This is a genomic window from Sphingomonas sp. GW821-FHT09E03, assembly GCF_059416225.1.
On the sequence record NZ_JBWKOS010000008.1, the window covers coordinates 71037 to 86736 of the forward strand.

The window sequence follows — 15700 nt, forward strand, 5'->3', positions numbered from 1 at the left end:
GCGGGCGGCGGTCTTCGCCGTTCTCGGTCGCTACGCAGTCTCGGCGGCGACGACCTGTTCGATGAGGACCAGCACGTCGTCGATCAGCGCCCGCATCGCGCGGCTCGCGCCATCGCCATCGCCGGCGACGATGGCGTCGTGGACCAGGGCATGATCGCCGACGCTGGCGGTGCGGCCGGCGATGCGGTTGGTAAAGCGGATCGAGGTGCGAAGAGCAGTGGAGACCATGTCGCGGAATTGAATGAAGAAGGGGTTGTTCGAGGCGCGGAGCACCGCGACGTGGAAGGCGATGTCGGCATCGAGCGGCTCGTCGACGCCGCGTTCGGCCTCGCGCATGCGGTGCAGGCCGGCGGCGATCGCCTCGCGTTGCTCGGGGGTGGCGCGCGCCGCGGCGAGAGCGGCGGCCTGCGGTTCCACGCCGATGCGCAATTCGTTGAAGCGGCGCAACAGGATGATCGACGATTGGCGCTCGAGCAGCCAGCGCAGCACGTCGGTGTCGAACAGGTTCCAGGCTTCCTCGGGGCGGACGAAGGTGCCCTGCTTGGGCCGCGCGCCGAGCAGTCCCTTGGCCCCGAGCATCTTCACCGCCTCGCGCGTCACCGAGCGGCTGACACCGTGCTGCTTGACGATCTCGGCCTCGGTGGGGAAGGGCTTCTCGCGATAGTCGCCGACGATGATCGCGCGGCCCAGCACCTCCTGCAACCCATAGGTCAAGTTGCGGCCGAGTTCATGGCGCACCATCGAGCCCTCCGTCCCGCCATGTGTCGCCATTCGAAGCATCCTCTTGAGCGCTAGCTGTCATCGCCGGCGAGCGTGACCTTATGTTGCAGCATCCCGCTGTCGCGACAAGTATGGCCGATCGCGCCCTTGCAGGCATTCATCACGGCTCTGTTCACCGCGCTGCTGGCGTTGCGGGGCCGCAGCACCGACGGGAGGCGCCAGCATCAGCCGGCGCCTCTCGTGATGGCTACCGCCGCGCGCGGGCCCGCGCAGCGGGAGGCGCGGTTACCTCGCTCGGCACGATCCCCTTTGGCGCCGCGGCGAGGCGGCGAATGAGGTCCGTCTCGGCGATACGATAGGGTGTGCCGTCGGCGCGGAAGATCTCGTGGAACCACACCGTCGGCTCATCCATCGTGTAGGGCTTTTTCCAGCTGTCCCACGGCAGGCGCGTCTGCGTCTTGCCGTCAACGAAGCCCCAGTTGATCATCGCGATGTTGAGCCGCTTACCGATCGGCAGGATTGTATCGAAAGTCGATCCGTTGCCGCGCGCCATATATTCGGTGCAGATGATCGGCCGGCCGTAGACGGTGAGCTGCTGTGCGCGGCGGGCGAACGTCTCGGGCCAGCTGTAATCGTGGAACGAGATGATGTCGGACTGGCCGAGCTGGAGCTTCTCCATCGGGGTCAGCTTGGATGCGCTTGCCCAGTCGTCGTGCCACCAGACGCCGCTGGTCAGCGGCTGCGAGGGATCGGCATCGCGCGCCCAGTCGAACGCCTGGGCGAGCATCGCGCGCACCAGCGGCTCCTTGCCCTCCTGGCCCTGATATTGATCCGCGGGATTGTCGGGCTCGTTCCACACATCCCAGCCAAGGATGCGCCCGTCGTCCTTGAACGCGCCGATCACCCCCTGGACATAGGCCTTATACGCCGGATAGCGGCTACGATCGCGCAGGCCGGGGAGGCCCGGGCCCTGCACCCATCCCGAATTGTGGACGCCGGGAATCGGCGGATGCTGCGGCCCGAGCTTGGGATCGGGATCCCAGCAGCTGTCGAACAGCACGAACAGCGGTCGGATACCATGCGCGTGGGCGATGCGCAGGAACTCGTCGATGCGGTGCTTGAAGCCCTCTGGGTCCTGCTGCCACAGCTGGTCGTGGAGGAACACGCGCATGGTGTTCATGCCGATGCCCTGGGCGAGGCCGAGCTCATAGTCGATGCGCTTGGGATCCCAGGTTGCGGCCTGCCACATCTCCATCTGGTTGATCGCGGAAGCGGGGGTGAAATTGGCGCCGACCAGCCATGGCTGGCGGGCATACCAGGCGTTGGCCTGCGCCTCGCTCCAGCGGGTGCGGGCCTCGGCAGGCGTGATGGCGAGCCCGCCAACGAGGGCGGCGGTGGCGAGCAGTCTTGCCAGAACGGATGTCATGATGGCCTCTCCCGGTGGTCAGTTGGCAGTGAATTTGTAGACGATGACGTTGTGATAGGTCTGGCCGGGCTCGAGCCGTGCCGAGGGGAAGTCCGGCTGATTGGGCGCATCGGGGAACAGCTGCGGCTCCATGACGATCGCGTCGCCCATCCGCAGCACCTGGGCATTCTTGCCGCGGCTGGTGGCGTCGAAGAAGTTGCCCGAGTAGAATTGCAGCCCTGGCTGGTTAGACCACAATTCGAAGCCGCGGCCCGAACCGGGATCGGTGACCTTGGCCATCAAATGCGTATCCGCCGTCACCTTGGCGCCGATCACCCAATTATGGTCATAGCCGCGCGCAAAGGCGATCTGCTGGTCGTGGGCGTCGCGCACCCGCTCGGCGATGGCGTGCGGCTGGCGAAAGTCGAACACCGTGCTTGCCACCGGCGCGAGCGTGCCGGTCGGAATCGAGCCGGCGTCGGTCGGCGTGTAGCGGTCGGCGGGGATGGTGACGACATGACCCATCGCGCCATTGGCGCTGCCGGTACCGGCGAGGTTCCAATAGGTATGATTGGAGATGTTGACGACGGTGGCGCGGTCGGTGATGGCGCGATAGTCGATGGTGAGCTCGCCGCGCTCGTCTAGGCTGTAGGTCGCATAAGTGGTGAGCGTGCCCGGATAGCCCATGTCGCCGTCAGGACTGACGTAGCGCAGGGTCACCGAGGCGGTGGCGCCGTTCGTCACGTCGGTGACGTCCCACAGCACCTTGTCGAAGCCCTTGGTGCCGCCGTGGAGCGCGTTGGCGCCGTCGTTGACCGGGGTCTGATAGGCTTTGCCGTCAAGGGTGAAGCGCCCTTTGGCGATGCGGTTGGCAACGCGACCGACGGTGGCGCCGAAATATTGCGGCTTGGCGAGGAAGTCGGCGAGGTGATCGTAGCCGACGACAATGTCGGCGGCCTTGCCGCTACGGTCGGGCAGCATCAACGACTGGAGCGACGCCCCATAGGCGATCACCGTTGCCGACACGCCATGGCCGTTGGTGAGGGTGACGGCCGGGACGGCACGGCCATCAGGCAGGGTGCCAAAGCTCGACCGCTGCGCGGTGGCGGCGAGCGCGGGGCTGGCCGCGGTCAGGGCCATGCTGGCCGCGCCGAGCAGCGCGGCGATGGAGGTGGGCGACATTGTTTCTCTCCTAAACCCTGACGTTCATGTTCTATCTTGGCCGTGCCGTTGCTGCTGCCCTAGTGCGGCTTGGGCAAGGCGACGGTGGCGGCAATGGGTGGTCCGATCAGCGGCATGCCGTCGCGGCTCCACCCAACCGGCTGGATCCGGGGGGATCGCTGCGACGAGCATTTCATGCCCGATCGCGCATTGGCATGGTAGACGATCCAGGTCTTGCCCGACGGCGTGGTGAAGAAGGCATTGTGGCCAGGCGCGAACACCTGTGCCGCCTCGGATGTCGCGAGCACCGGTGTCGCGCGTTTTACCCAAATGGCGGCGTCGAGCGGGTCGCTGCCCGGCGCGGCATGCAGAAGGCCAAGGGCGTAGCCGTCCGACCAGCAGGCGCTGGCCGAATAGGACAGGAACAAGTCGCCCTTGGGGCCGAGCAGGAACTCGGGGCCTTCCAGGATCTGCCGTCCGCCCTGTTTCTCCCACTCCCGGTCGGGGCGGGCGATGATCGTCTCAGGCCCGACCAGCGTCACCGGATCGCTCATCGCGACGATCGCGAGGTCGCTTTCGTCGCCGACATAGGGCGAGTAGACGAAATAGCGCTGCCCCCGATAGGCGAAGGTGGTGCCGTCGATGCCGTGGTGCGCGGTTGCCAGCCGGCCGCGATCGATCCACGTGCTGGTGGTGGGATCCGCGGCGGCATTTTCGAGGACGAAGATGCCGCGATGGGCGTCGTCGTCATGGCCCGTCTCGGCGGCGGTGTAGTAGATGTACCACCGGCCCTCGATGCGATGCAGCTCGGGCGCCCAGATCGACGTGCCATTTGCCGCCGGAGGATGCGGTCGCCAGACGACATGGTGCTCGGCGTGGGCAAGATCGGTGACGTCGCGGGTCTTCCAGATCTCGAGCCCATCGCCGGTGGTGTGCATGTGATAGTAGACGTCGCCATCGCGAACGATCCACGGGTCCGCACCTGACGGCAGCAACGGATTGTGGAAGCTCGCCGCCGGCGCCGTCGGCCCAGCCGCCATGACGGCAGAGCATGACACGATCGCGGCGCCCAGCAGCAGGGCCAGTGGCCGGTTAGCGCGCATGCGGCACCTCCGCGGCGCCGGTGGCCTCGCCATCGGGAAAGGCGGTCACCAGCGCCTCATACTGCCGGCGGCTGATCTCGATCATCGAGCCGTGGCGCAGGTCGGGCGGCATCGTATAGCGATCCCATTCGGGCACGCCGGTGTTGCCGGATACCTGGTACCAGGGGCCGCTCAGCCGCGGCGCCTTGGAGAGGCCATAGCTCGTCCCGGCATATTGCTCGTAGTAAAGCAGCCAGTTCTGGTCGTCGGGTGCGCGGATCAGCGTCGGCGCCTCACGGAAATTGGGGCTGAGCGGCGGACCGGGCAAGGGATACGGACCGAGCAGCGTTGGCGCGCAGCTGATCCTGATCGTCTTGCCGGTGGTCCATTGCGCGGACGGATAGCGCTCGTCCTTGATGATCGCGCAATAGCCGGTGCCGGTGTCGTCCGGGCGGACCACGGTGTCGATCGTCGCCATGTCCCAGCTGAACAGACGTTTCGGTGGCGCGGTGAACGTCCTGAGATCCTTGGACAGCGCGTAGAGCGTGCGCTGGCTGGTCCAATAGGCTTCGGGATCCGTGGCCGACCCCGGTACGCTCGGGGTGTGCCAGCTGAGCATGAACTGGCCCGACCGCTTGTCGAAGAACAGCTTGGGCGCGCCGATCCGCGGCAGCGCGTGGGGGTAGCCCGGCACGACGGTGAGGTCCGGCCGGTAGGTGCCATAGGGCATCCAGCGGATCAGGTCGGTCGAGGTCCAGAAGCGGATGAGCGGATCGTCGTCGCTCTTGTTGCCGACAAGGAAATAGCGGCCATCGGCGCCACGCGCGATCGAGGCATGGCCGTGGTAATCGGCCGACACCGGACGGCCGCCGTTGAGCCGGTGCCAATGCAGCCCATCAAGGCTGACCGAGTAATAAAGCACGCCATAATGCGCCTTTGTCATGTGCGCGAACAAATAGGCCTTGTCCGGATCGACATAGGGCGTCTCCGGCGCACCGGGCGGCACCGCCTGAGCGGTGCTCGGCTGCTCCGCGACCACGGCTGCGCTCGTGGTCGCGGCGATGAGCGACGCCATCCGCAGCGCTGCGGCGGCCGCCGTTGCCAGCCTCATTGTTCGGCCTCTCCAACCGTTATCGTTGCCGCCAGCGACAATATGTCGCGCCGCTTGTCAAGATTTATACTACTTAATACGCCTTGTGTTGGCACCTGGCGACAGCAGCCGTGCTGCGGACTTTGCGTGGGCGTCAAGCGATCCTGCAGATAGCATGGTCGGCAGCCAGACAGGTTAAAGGTGAAGGCCGAAGCGTGGCCCGATCGACGTCATCGCGCCGTACAGCGCCACAGTCAGGCAACAGCCGGCTAGCAGCGCCACCCAGAACCCGAAGCCGTGCCGCAGCATCGCGGCCATGACCGGGAACATCGGCAGCGATGGCAGCACGTACCAGAAGGTGGCGCTGGCATGAGCGGCCATGTTCCCGGCATCGGGCCTGTCGTGCCACAGCCACATCATGCCAAGCACCGATACCAGCGGCAAAGACGCGACCAGCGCGCCGAACCCGGGATAGCGCCGCGCCAGCGTCGATGCGATGGCGATCAGCGCACCCGAGATCAGGCTTTTAATGACAAGGTAGAGCATGGCGCGATGGTAGCCGCTGCCAGCCGCGGCGCGAAGCGGGCTCCTATAGCTGGGACGGGGTTAGTCCGTCTGCGGAAGGTATCGCTTGATGGCACAGCTGTGGCCGGAGGCGCGTTGATATACCTGACCTGCGGCTTGCTGTGGCCTTGATGGTCGCTATGATCGAGGCACCTGGTGGAGGTGGCACCATGCGGCTGATGCTCAATTGTGTACTTGTCGGCACGTTGCTGTGGTGCCCCCCGGCGTCGGCGAAGCGGCCCGACCGTCTTTCGTGGGGCAAGGCCGGCGTACCGCTTGCCGATTTCGCGCGCGACGCGGCCGAATGCAGCGAAACTTCGCGTTATGTGACCGCATACATCGGGCCCGAGCGTCTCAAGCAACTCGACGCGCTCAGCGCCGCGCAGTTACTCGATACTGTCATCCAGATCGGTAGTAGCAATGCAATGAACATCGTCGACGCGGTCACCAAGCTTCGCTCGGCCGATGACATCGCGCGGCGAACCAACACCTTTGGCGCCAAGTATACCGCCATGGTTTCCCTGGACGTCAAGGATCAGCTGCAAGCCGTGATCGACAAATGCCTGGTCGAGCGAGGCTATGTGCCAATCCAACTTACCAGCGACCAGGCAAGAGGGCTGCACAAGTTCAAGCAACACAGCCCAGAGCGAACGGCCTACCTCCATGCCATCGACTCCGATGCCGCCGTGATTGCCGCTCAAAGCGTCGAGCTCGGTGGGAGGCAGGGCTGATCGCGGCTCGGCGCGTTGCACGCCGCGCACCCCGGCGGCGCGTCAGTGATCGATGCCATAGGCGGCCATCAGGCGCACCGTCGTCCGGATCGTGTCGGGGGCAAGATCGATCCGGACCGGCGCCTGAGGCGGCGGCGGTGGTGGGGGCGCTCCCAGCGGATCGACCGATCGTGGCGCCGCGGCCATGTCCAGGCTGATCTCACGATAGTCGGCGTCCTGGACCCGCATCAGTGGGCCGAGCTTACCGCCGGCGCCTGCCGCGATCAGCGCGGCTTGAGCATGCGCATCGGTCAAGGCCGCCTGGGTCGCGCGAGTGCGCGCCGCCGTCTCGTCCTTCAGCCAAAACCGCTGCACGGCGGCATCCTGCCCGCCCAGGCGCCCGATCACGCTGATCAACGTGCCGGCGTCCTTGACGCGCGGGGTGTCGATCGAGACCGGCAGCAAGGCAATATAGCCTATGATCGCGCACGGACCGGTCGATAGCCGCTGCTGGCCATAGTTGTTGGCATCGCAGTCCCTGGAGCGGACCTGGGTAATTCCGAGGTTGGCGGTTCGGTAATCCCCCGCGTCGTGCAGCAGGCTGTTCACCCCGGCGGTTATCGCCTTGGCGGCGTCGCGCAATTTTGCCGCCGCCTCGTCAGACGTCGTGCCTTCGCCCCGCAGCGTGAACCCCACCGTCACCATGTCGGGCGGCGTCCGCGCGGTGCCGCTAGCAGAGACGAGGATCTGTGACGGCGTCGGTGGCGGGGTCTGCGCCAAGGCCGGCGCCGCGGCGATGACCAGGCTGATGAGCGCGGCTGACTTCATGATGATCCCCCCGGATGGCGACGCCCGCCGCGCCACCTGAGCGGCAGTCTCCGCGATCGCCGCCAGCTTGTCGAGCCGGCGGGCGATCACGGCAGGGTTAGTGAGGCTCGTGGCGCCCCGGCTCCAGTCAGATCAGCTTGTCGAGGGTGATCGGCAGATCGCGCACCCGCGTACCGGTTGCGTTGTAGATCGCATTGGCCACCGCCGCGGCGACGCCGGTGATGCCGATCTCGCCGATGCCGTGCGCGCCCATCGGCGTGTGCGGATCGGCGATGTCCGTCCACATCACATCGATGTCGGGCACATCGAGGTGCACGGGAACGTGATATTCGGCAAGGCTTGGGTTCATGATCCGCCCGTTGCGCTCGTCGAACTGCGTCTCCTCCATCAGCGCCATGCCGAGCCCCATGATGATGCCGCCGCGGAACTGGCTGCGCGCCGTCTTGGGATTGAGGATGCGGCCGCAATCGAACGAGCCGAGAAAGCGGCTGACCCGCGTTTCGCCGGTCACCGTATTGACGCGCACCTCGCAGAACAAGGCGCTGTGCGAGTGCATCGACCAGTGCATCAGCTCGAGCGGCGGCGAGGCCGCCTCAGTGACGGTGACGCTGCCGCGCTGGGCGCGGCCGAGGATCGAGGCATAGCTTTCGCGCCGCGCCGGCTCGTCGAGCTTGGCGAGGCCGCCATCCTCGCTGCCGACCTCGGCTGGCGACAGGCCGGCGAGCGGTGAATCGTTGCCCGCAAGCTTGAGCAGCTCGGCGACCAGCGCATTGTGCGCCGCGATCACGGCGGCGCCGATCGCGGCGGTCTGCTGCGAGCCGCCGGCCATGATCGCCCCCGGGATCAGGGAATCGCCGTACCCGACCTCGACCTGGTCGAGCGACAGCCCGAGCCGTTCCGCCGCGACGATCGCCGTGGTGGTCGACGTGCCCATGCCCATCTCGGCGGCGGCGACCTCCACCGTCGCGCGCACGCCTGCGCCGTCCTGGGCAAGGGTGATCCGCGCCTGGGCACCGGGCATGCGGTAATAGGGATAAGTGCCGGTCGCGCAGCCGAGCCCGATCCGCCATTCGCCTTCTTGACGGCTGCCCGGCGTGGCACTGCGCTCGGCCCAGCCGAACCGCGCCGCGCCGCTGCGCCATGCCTCGTCGATGTGGCGCGACGAGAAGGGCAGGCCGGAAGTCGGGTCCTTGTCCGGCTCGTTGAGCAGGCGCAGCTCGATCGGGTCGATGCCCAGTTCTGCCGCCAGTTCGTCGATCGCCGACTCCAGCGCGAAGGTGCCGACCGCCTCGCCTGGCGCGCGCATGAAGGTGTTGGCGAGCATGTTCATCGTCGCCACCTGCACCTGCAGCTTAATGGCGGGAGATGCATAACCGGCACGGGTGCCCAGGATGAACGGCTCGGGCATGTTGTTGTGCGGCGACATTACCGACAGACCGGTGTGGATCAGCGCCTCGAAGCGGCCGTCCGCTGAGGCGCCGATCGCGACCCGCTGTTCGGTAAGCGTCCGACCGCCGACGATGCGATAGACGCCCTCGCGCGACAGGGTGATACGCACCGGCCGTCCGGCGAGCTTCGCCGCCGCGGCGCCGATAATCTGGTGGTCCCACAGTCCCTTGCTGCCGAACCCGCCGCCGACATAGGGCGATGTGAGGTGAACCTGGCCAGGCTTGAGATCGAACACCTCGCCGATCGTCTGCGCCTGCGCCGTGACCATCTGGCTGGCGTCGTGAATTATCAATTCGCCATCGACCCAGGCGATGGTGGCGGCGTGCGGCTCGATCGGATTGTGGTTGTGGCGCGGCGTTCGGTAGAGATGATCCACCTTGTGCGCAGCATTGGCGAGCGCGGCCTCGGCGTCGCCGATCTCGTTGAGCAGCGGTTGGCCCATGAACAGCCCCTGCTCGATGCCATTCGCCTTGGCGCCGGCGAGCGTGGTGGTCGAGGGCTCCGCGTCATAGGTGAAACGGAGCAGCGAGGCGGCGTGATCGGCCTGCTCCTGCGTCTCGGCGAGCACCGCCGCGATCGGCTGGCCGTTCCAGTGGATCCGGTCATCCTGCAGGATCGGCAGGTCGGACGGGCCGACCGCGGTCGGCGACGAGCCGAACACGCCCGGCTTGTTCATCCGTGGTGCGTTAAGGTGCGTCATCACCAGCACGACGCCCGGCGCCGCCTCGGCCGCCGCGCTGTCGATCGCCGTAATCCGCCCGCGCGGGATCGTCGCATAAGCGAGCGCGGCATAGGCCATGTCGTCGAACCGGAACTCGGCCGAAAAGCGCGCCGCGCCCTTGACCTTGAGCGGTCCGTCGAGCCGCGACACCGGCGTGCCGATCAGCCCGTGCTTGTGGGTGATCAGCGGATCGGGAACCCCGCCGGGGATCCAGCTGTCAGGCGCGAGCGGCACCAATTTGGCCATCGCGCCCTGGACCAGTCCTTGCGCCGCCTGCTTGGCCGTGTCGACGATGCTCATGCCGCCTCTCCCTTGGTCAGTTCACCAAGCACCGCAGCAAGCGTGCGCGCCGCCAGCCTGGGCTTGAAGGCATTGTCGCGCAGCGGCGTGGCATCGGCGAACTCGGCCGCTGCCGCGTCGAGAAACGCCTGTTCGGTGGCAGGGCCGCCCCGCAGCGCCGCCTCAGCCTTGGCGGCGCGCCACGGCTTGTGCGCGACGCCGCCCAGCGCGATGCGCACCTCCTTGATGCGATCGCCGTTCATCTCCACCGCAGCGGCGACCGAGATCAGCGCAAAGGCGTAGCTCGCGCGATCACGAACCTTGCGATAGGCCGAATTCGTTGCAAACGGTAGCGGCGGCAGCTCGATCGCGGTGATCAGCTCGCCGGGCGCCAGCACCGTGTCCAGCTCCGGCTGATCGCCGGGCAGGCGGTGCAGCGCGCCGAACGGCAGCGTCCGGGCGCCATCGTGTCCCTCCACATGCACCACCGCATCGAGCGCGGTCAGCGCGACGCACATGTCGGACGGATGGGTCGCGACGCAGGCCGGCGACGCGCCGAGCACCGCGTGGATGCGGTTGAACCCGTCGCGCGCATCGCAGCCCGAGCCCGGCGCCCGCTTGTTGCAGCGGGCACCATCTGTGTCGTAGAAGTAGGTGCAGCGGGTGCGCTGGAGAAGGTTGCCGCCAACGGTCGCCATGTTGCGGATTTGCGCCGAAGCGCCGGCCAAAATCGCGCGCGACAGCAGGGGATAGCGGCTGCGTACCGCGCGATGCTCGGCGAGCGCGGTGTTGCGCACCGCGGCGCCGATCAGCAGCCCGCCCTCAGCCGTCTCCTCGATGGTGTCCGACAGGCCGGTGACGTCGACCAGCCGCTCGGGCCGCGCCACCGTCTCGCGCATTAGATCGACCAAGTTGGTGCCGCCGCCGAGATACGCCGCAACGCCGTCGGTGCCACCGAGCCGCACCGCTTCCGCGACATTGCCGGCGCGCGTGTAATCGAAGGGGGTCATGCCGCCATCTCCGCCGCCACGCTCGCGTTGATCGCATCGATGATCCCGTTGTGTGCGCCGCAGCGGCACAGATTGCCGCTCATCCGCTCCTGCACCTCCTCGCGGGTGAGCGCGACATCGGCGGTGAGATCGGCGCTGACATGGCTCGGCACGCCGCGCTTCGCCTCCGCAGCCATGCCGATCGCCGAGCAGATCTGCCCCGGCGTGCAATAGCCGCACTGGAAGCCGTCATGCTCGATGAACGCCGCCTGCAGCGGATGGAGCCCATCCGCGCCGGCGAGGCTCTCGACCGTGGTGATCGCGCGGCCGTCATATTGCACCGCGAGCGCGAGGCAGGAGAGGATGCGCTCGCCATCGACGAGGACGGTGCAGGCGCCGCAGGCACCCTGGTTGCACCCCTTCTTGGTGCCCGACAGATGCAGCGTTTCGCGCAGCAGATCGAGCAGCGACACCCGCGGATCGGGCGGCACCGATACCGCTGTCCCATTGATCATGAGCGACATCGCAATCTCCGTCTTGCTGTGGGCATGCTGATCATACTGCCGAACTGGCGGTCTGTGCAGGGGAGGAACGCATCATCGCGTCGATGGCCCCACCGGCAACGATCGCGCCGGCAGCGTTCTGCGGCCGGGCGTGGCGTATCGCTGGTCAACCGCTGGCGACGATCGCGCAGGGGTGCGCAGCAGCAGGTGAACGCCAACGACATTCGCAGCGGCGGCGCACTGCGGCCCGGACGCCTGCCCCTCGTTGGGTAACATTCGGCAACATGGCTGGGCTTCGCCGTACTAAACTCAAATTCCTATTGAGATGGTAGGATATATACCGCTTCTTTGGCGCGCCGCTTCTGCGGAGGCGGCGTCGGTGAAACGGGTAACGGGGGACCAATGCGATTTGACGTGCGATCCAGGCTGCTGGCAACAGTGGCCCTTGCCTTGATGCCGTCTCCGTTGCTGGCGCAGACCGCCCCGGACGATGCCCAGCCGACCGTCGACAATCCGGCGCCGGCCTCGTCACCCGACGACATCGTCGTGACCGCGCTGCGGCGGTCGTCGACGGTGCAGACCACGCCGATCGCGATCTCGGCGATCGGCGCGGAGCAGTTGCAGAAGCTCGGCGCGACGACAATCGCGGACATCATCCGCCAAGTGCCGGGCCTGCAGCTCACCGAAAGCGATTCCGGCCGCACCCGCGTGTCGATCCGCGGCATCCAGGGTGCCGGCGAGAACACGGTGGGCCTCTACTATGGCGAGACGCCGCTGATCGGCCCTTCAGGCACCACCTCCGATCCCGCGGGCAACACGCCCAACCTCAACCTGTTCGATGTCGAACGCGTCGAGGTGCTGCGCGGACCGCAAGGCACGCTCTACGGTTCGGGGTCGATGGGCGGCACGCTGCGGGTGTTGTTCAACCAGCCCGACCCCACCAAATATGAAGGCGCGGTGGAATTCCAGGCGAGCGACACCCAGAACGGCGCCGTCGGCTTCTTCGCCAAGGGCGCGCTCAACGTGCCGATCATCGCCGACAAGCTCGCGCTGCGCGTGGTTGGCTATAGCGAGCGGCAGGGCGGCTATATCGATTATACCGTGCTCGACCGAAAGAACGCCAACCGCGCCACCCAGAAGGGCGGCCGCGCGATGCTAGGCTTCACCCCGAGCGATGCGGTGTCGATCACCGCCACCGCGATCTACCAGAAGCAGGATATCGACGGCACCTCGCAATATAGCTCGGTGCTGGGGCCCTTCCTGGCGGACTTCCAGATCTTCCAGCCGTGGCATGACAAGCTGCAGCTCTACAACGGCGTCGGCCGCTTCAATCTCGGCTTCGCGACGCTGACCACCAGTGCCTCCTGGTATCGCTGGGACGTCGAGAGCACCAACGACAACAACGCCGCCTTCGCCAGCGTCGTCTCCGGCGCCAAATGGTGCCCCTTGTACACCAGCGTCGCGCTCGGCGTGCCCACCACCACCTGCACCGCCGCCCAGCGCGCGGTGTACCAGACCTACGCGCGCTCCAAGGCGCCGTTCGGCGCCTATCAGCCACGCTATGCGCGCAACTTCATCCAGGAAGCGCGGCTTGGCTCGAACGGCGACGGTGCGCTGCGCTACACGGTCGGCTTGTTCCATGAGAACCGGTTCGACCGCGTCGACACGCTGCCCTTCGCCGGTGATCCCGACACGGGCGGCCAGCGCGATCCGGTCGACAATCTCGGAGGCCGCGACGTGCTGACCAGCGTCAAGCAGACCGCCTTTTTCGGCGAGGTCGGCTACCGGCTGCTCTCGCCGCTCACCCTCACCGTCGGGCTGCGCCACTACGACTATACCAAGACGGTCGGCGGCGAATATTTCGGCTATAACTTCACCAACGGGCAGGAGCCGCGCGCCTATCAGGAGACGAGCGCCAACGCCAAGGGATGGGTGAAGAAGTTCAACGCGGACCTGCGCGCCACCCGCAACATCCTGGTCTATGCCAATGCCGCGCAGGGCTTCCGCCCGGGCGGCGCCAACAACATCCCCAACCTCCCGGCGCAATATCTGGTCTACCGGCCAGACTCGCTGTGGAATTACGAGCTCGGCACCAAGACCTCGTGGCTCGATCGCAAGGCGACGCTGAACCTCGCCATCTACCGCACCGACTGGAACCAGGTGCAGACCTCGGTATCGACGCTGCAGCAGGGCGGCGGCAATTTCAGCTTCATCTACAATCTTGCCGGCGTCCGCGTCGAAGGCGTCGAGCTGGAGGGCAGCGCACGGCCGGTGCGCTACCTCAGCCTCAACGCGAGCTTCAACTACAACAAGGCGCGGCTGACCTCCGACCAAGTTGATTCCACCGGCTTCGTCACCGCGCCCGGCCTGTCCGGCGACATCCTCCCCTATGTTCCGCGGACGACGGCGTCCGCCGGTATCGAATATAGCCCCCCGGTCACCGCTACGCTGACCGGGCTGGCGCGGTTCGATTGGACCTATACCGGCCCGATGAACACCGAGCTGCGCCCGACCAACGCCTTCTATCGCGAGATCGGCAATTTCAGCATCTTCAACGCCCGCGTCGGGGTGCAGGCGCCGGGCGATCTGGCCATCTCGCTGTTCGTGAACAACGTGTTCAACGAATATGGCCTCAACCGCGTCGCCTCCGCCACCGGCGCGCCGGACTATTATGTCAGCTCGCGCCCGCGCACCGTCGGCATCAACATGCACAAGGGCTTTTGACGATCATCCCGCTTGTCCCGATCGCTTGCAACAGGAACACACAGCCATGACGCGAACCATGCTCACCCTGATGGCGACCACCGCCGTCCTCGCCCAGCCGCTCGCAGTCGCCGCGCAGCAACCGCCATCCCGGCCGGACCGCGTCGCCTTCCACGATCTCTACAAGGAACTGGTCGAGACCAACACGACCTCGTCGGTGGGCGACTGCACCAAGGCGGCGACGCAGATCGGCAATCGGTTGCGCCACGCCGGGTTCAGCGATCGCGAGCTGACGCTCTACACTCCGCCCGAGCGCCCGCGCGATGGTGGTCTGGTGGTGAACTGGGCGGGATCGGACGCGAACGAGCCCGCCATGCTGCTGCTCGCGCATATCGACGTGGTCGAGGCGAACCGCGAGGATTGGGTGCGCGATCCGTTCACGCTGGTTGAGGAGGGCGGCTATTTCTACGGCCGCGGCGCCAGCGACGACAAGGCGCAGGCGGCGATCTTCGCCGATACGCTGACCCGCTGGAAGCAGAGCGGCTTCAAGCCCAGGCGAACCGTCAAGCTGGCACTGACCTGCGGCGAGGAGGGGAGCAACGAGCGGGTGCTGAACGGCGCGGGCTGGCTGGTCGACAACCGCCCCGAGCTGATGAAGGCGGGCTTTGCCTTCAACGAGGGCGGCGGCGGCCGCACCGCGCCGGGCGGCGGCCCCGAGACGCTCGGCGTCCAGATCTCCCAGAAAAGCCCGCGCAACTTCGTGCTCGAAGTCACCAACCGCGGTGGCCACAGCTCGGCGCCGCAGCCGGACAACGCCATCTACCGGCTCGCCGCGGCGCTCACCAAGGTGAGCACGCTGCAATTCCCGGTGCACCTCAACCCGGTGTCGCAGGCCTATCTCGTCCAGGCCGGCGCGATGCGCCATGACGCGGTCGGCGCCGCGATGGTCCGGCTCGGCAAGCGGCCCGACGATGCCGAGGCGGCCAAGCTGGTGGGCGCCGATCTCGGCCTCAACCCGCTGCTGCGCACCACCTGCGTCGCCACCCTGCTGTCCGGCGGGCATGCCGCCAATGCGCTGCCGCAGCGCGCCACCGCCTCGATCAACTGCCGTATCGCGCCCGGCGAGACCGCGGACCAGACCAGGGCGGCGCTCGAGCAGGTGATCGCCGACCCCGAGGTCAAGATCCTCCGCAGCAACATCCAGGAACGTCCGGTGACCGCGGTGCCGACGCTCGACCCGGCAATTATGAAGCCGATCGCGACGATCGGCGCCAAGCACTTCCCGGGCGTGCCGGTCATCCCCACCCAGTCCGCCGGGGCAACCGACGCCACCTATCTCAGCAAGATCGGCATCCCGACCTATGGCATCCCCGGGCTGTGGAACGACCCGGCGACCGCAGGCACCCACGGGCTGAACGAGCGAATTTCTGCCGACGCTTTGTATCGCGGCCGCGACTATATCTACGATCTTACCAGCTATTTCGCCGCGCATTGAT

The 15700-nt window shown here is 66.9% G+C and carries 13 protein-coding genes; 3 read left to right on the forward strand and 10 right to left on the reverse strand.

Annotated elements, in window-relative coordinates; translation table 11 throughout:
• Positions 1-30: 30 nt before the first annotated feature.
• The 6 genes from AC07M8_RS15370 to AC07M8_RS15395 all read right to left on the reverse strand — a co-directional run bounded on the left by AC07M8_RS15370 (position 31) and on the right by AC07M8_RS15395 (position 6004).
• Positions 31-771 (reverse strand): FadR/GntR family transcriptional regulator, encoded by a 741-nt coding sequence (locus tag AC07M8_RS15370; protein WP_495175196.1) that lies wholly within the window; start codon positions 769-771, stop codon positions 31-33.
• A gap of 196 nt (positions 772-967) precedes the next feature.
• Positions 968-2146 carry an endo-1,4-beta-xylanase gene (locus tag AC07M8_RS15375; protein ID WP_495175197.1) on the reverse strand — a complete coding sequence of 393 codons (1179 nt, stop codon included), beginning with the start codon at positions 2144-2146 and terminating at the stop codon, positions 968-970.
• An 18-nt stretch (positions 2147-2164) separates the two neighbouring features.
• Positions 2165-3307: an aldose epimerase family protein gene (locus AC07M8_RS15380; RefSeq protein ID WP_495175198.1), complete on the reverse strand. Its 1143-nt coding sequence runs from the start codon at positions 3305-3307 to the stop codon at positions 2165-2167.
• Between the two features lie 59 nt (positions 3308-3366).
• Entirely contained in the window at positions 3367-4389 is a 1023-nt protein-coding gene (locus tag AC07M8_RS15385; protein WP_495175199.1) for a glycoside hydrolase family 43 protein, read from the reverse strand.
• Positions 4379-5443: a glycoside hydrolase family protein gene (locus AC07M8_RS15390; RefSeq protein ID WP_495175200.1), complete on the reverse strand. Its 1065-nt coding sequence runs from the start codon at positions 5441-5443 to the stop codon at positions 4379-4381. The genes AC07M8_RS15385 and AC07M8_RS15390 overlap by 11 nt, the downstream gene beginning before the upstream one ends.
• 210 nt (positions 5444-5653) lie before the next feature.
• Positions 5654-6004, reverse strand: coding sequence for a DUF3147 family protein (locus AC07M8_RS15395; protein WP_495175201.1), 351 nt, complete (start codon positions 6002-6004; stop codon positions 5654-5656).
• A 188-nt stretch (positions 6005-6192) separates the two neighbouring features.
• Between AC07M8_RS15395 and AC07M8_RS15400 the strand changes: the two genes are divergently transcribed.
• Positions 6193-6753 carry a hypothetical protein gene (locus AC07M8_RS15400; RefSeq protein WP_495175202.1) on the forward strand — a complete coding sequence of 187 codons (561 nt, stop codon included), beginning with the start codon at positions 6193-6195 and terminating at the stop codon, positions 6751-6753.
• Between the two features lie 42 nt (positions 6754-6795).
• On the opposite strand, the gene AC07M8_RS15405 is transcribed toward AC07M8_RS15400, so the two are convergent.
• The 4 genes from AC07M8_RS15405 to AC07M8_RS15420 are packed head-to-tail and all read right to left on the reverse strand — an operon-like array spanning position 6796 to position 11522.
• A complete protein-coding gene (locus AC07M8_RS15405) occupies positions 6796-7650 on the reverse strand; it encodes an SIMPL domain-containing protein (RefSeq protein ID WP_495175203.1) in 855 nt (284 codons plus the stop codon).
• Positions 7651-7687: 37 nt separating this feature from the next.
• The gene (locus tag AC07M8_RS15410; protein WP_495175204.1) at positions 7688-10030 is read right to left on the reverse strand and encodes a xanthine dehydrogenase family protein molybdopterin-binding subunit; all 2343 of its coding nucleotides are present in this window, start codon (positions 10028-10030) and stop codon (positions 7688-7690) included.
• A complete protein-coding gene (locus tag AC07M8_RS15415; protein WP_495175205.1) occupies positions 10027-11019 on the reverse strand; it encodes an FAD binding domain-containing protein in 993 nt (330 codons plus the stop codon). Before AC07M8_RS15415 ends, AC07M8_RS15410 begins: the two co-directional genes overlap by 4 nt.
• Complete coding sequence (locus AC07M8_RS15420; protein ID WP_495175206.1) at positions 11016-11522, reverse strand: 2Fe-2S iron-sulfur cluster-binding protein; 507 nt, start codon at positions 11520-11522, stop codon at positions 11016-11018. The genes AC07M8_RS15415 and AC07M8_RS15420 overlap by 4 nt, the downstream gene beginning before the upstream one ends.
• 432 nt (positions 11523-11954) lie before the next feature.
• Between AC07M8_RS15420 and AC07M8_RS15425 the strand changes: the two genes are divergently transcribed.
• Together AC07M8_RS15425 and AC07M8_RS15430 are read left to right on the forward strand one after the other, a co-directional pair.
• Positions 11955-14225 (forward strand): TonB-dependent receptor, encoded by a 2271-nt coding sequence (locus AC07M8_RS15425; protein ID WP_495175207.1) that lies wholly within the window; start codon positions 11955-11957, stop codon positions 14223-14225.
• Positions 14226-14271: 46 nt separating this feature from the next.
• Entirely contained in the window at positions 14272-15699 is a 1428-nt protein-coding gene (locus tag AC07M8_RS15430) for a M20/M25/M40 family metallo-hydrolase (protein WP_495175208.1), read from the forward strand.
• Position 15700 lies beyond the last annotated feature (1 nt).

Bases quoted from the DNA above. Each gene is read 5' to 3' on its own strand.
- AC07M8_RS15410 (WP_495175204.1), bottom strand. From the start codon at position 10,030: ATGAGCATCGTCGACACGGCCAAGCAGGCGGCGCAAGGACTGGTCCAG.
- AC07M8_RS15395 (WP_495175201.1), bottom strand. From the start codon at position 6,004: ATGCTCTACCTTGTCATTAAAAGCCTGATCTCGGGTGCGCTGATCGCC.
- AC07M8_RS15380 (WP_495175198.1), bottom strand. From the start codon at position 3,307: ATGTCGCCCACCTCCATCGCCGCGCTGCTCGGCGCGGCCAGCATGGCC.
- AC07M8_RS15370 (WP_495175196.1), bottom strand. From the start codon at position 771: ATGGCGACACATGGCGGGACGGAGGGCTCGATGGTGCGCCATGAACTC.
- AC07M8_RS15420 (WP_495175206.1), bottom strand. From the start codon at position 11,522: ATGTCGCTCATGATCAATGGGACAGCGGTATCGGTGCCGCCCGATCCG.
- AC07M8_RS15375 (WP_495175197.1), bottom strand. From the start codon at position 2,146: ATGACATCCGTTCTGGCAAGACTGCTCGCCACCGCCGCCCTCGTTGGC.
- AC07M8_RS15390 (WP_495175200.1), bottom strand. From the start codon at position 5,443: ATGGCGTCGCTCATCGCCGCGACCACGAGCGCAGCCGTGGTCGCGGAG.
- AC07M8_RS15425 (WP_495175207.1), top strand. From the start codon at position 11,955: ATGCCGTCTCCGTTGCTGGCGCAGACCGCCCCGGACGATGCCCAGCCG.
- AC07M8_RS15400 (WP_495175202.1), top strand. From the start codon at position 6,193: ATGCGGCTGATGCTCAATTGTGTACTTGTCGGCACGTTGCTGTGGTGC.
- AC07M8_RS15430 (WP_495175208.1), top strand. From the start codon at position 14,272: ATGACGCGAACCATGCTCACCCTGATGGCGACCACCGCCGTCCTCGCC.
- AC07M8_RS15415 (WP_495175205.1), bottom strand. From the start codon at position 11,019: ATGACCCCCTTCGATTACACGCGCGCCGGCAATGTCGCGGAAGCGGTG.
- AC07M8_RS15385 (WP_495175199.1), bottom strand. From the start codon at position 4,389: ATGCGCGCTAACCGGCCACTGGCCCTGCTGCTGGGCGCCGCGATCGTG.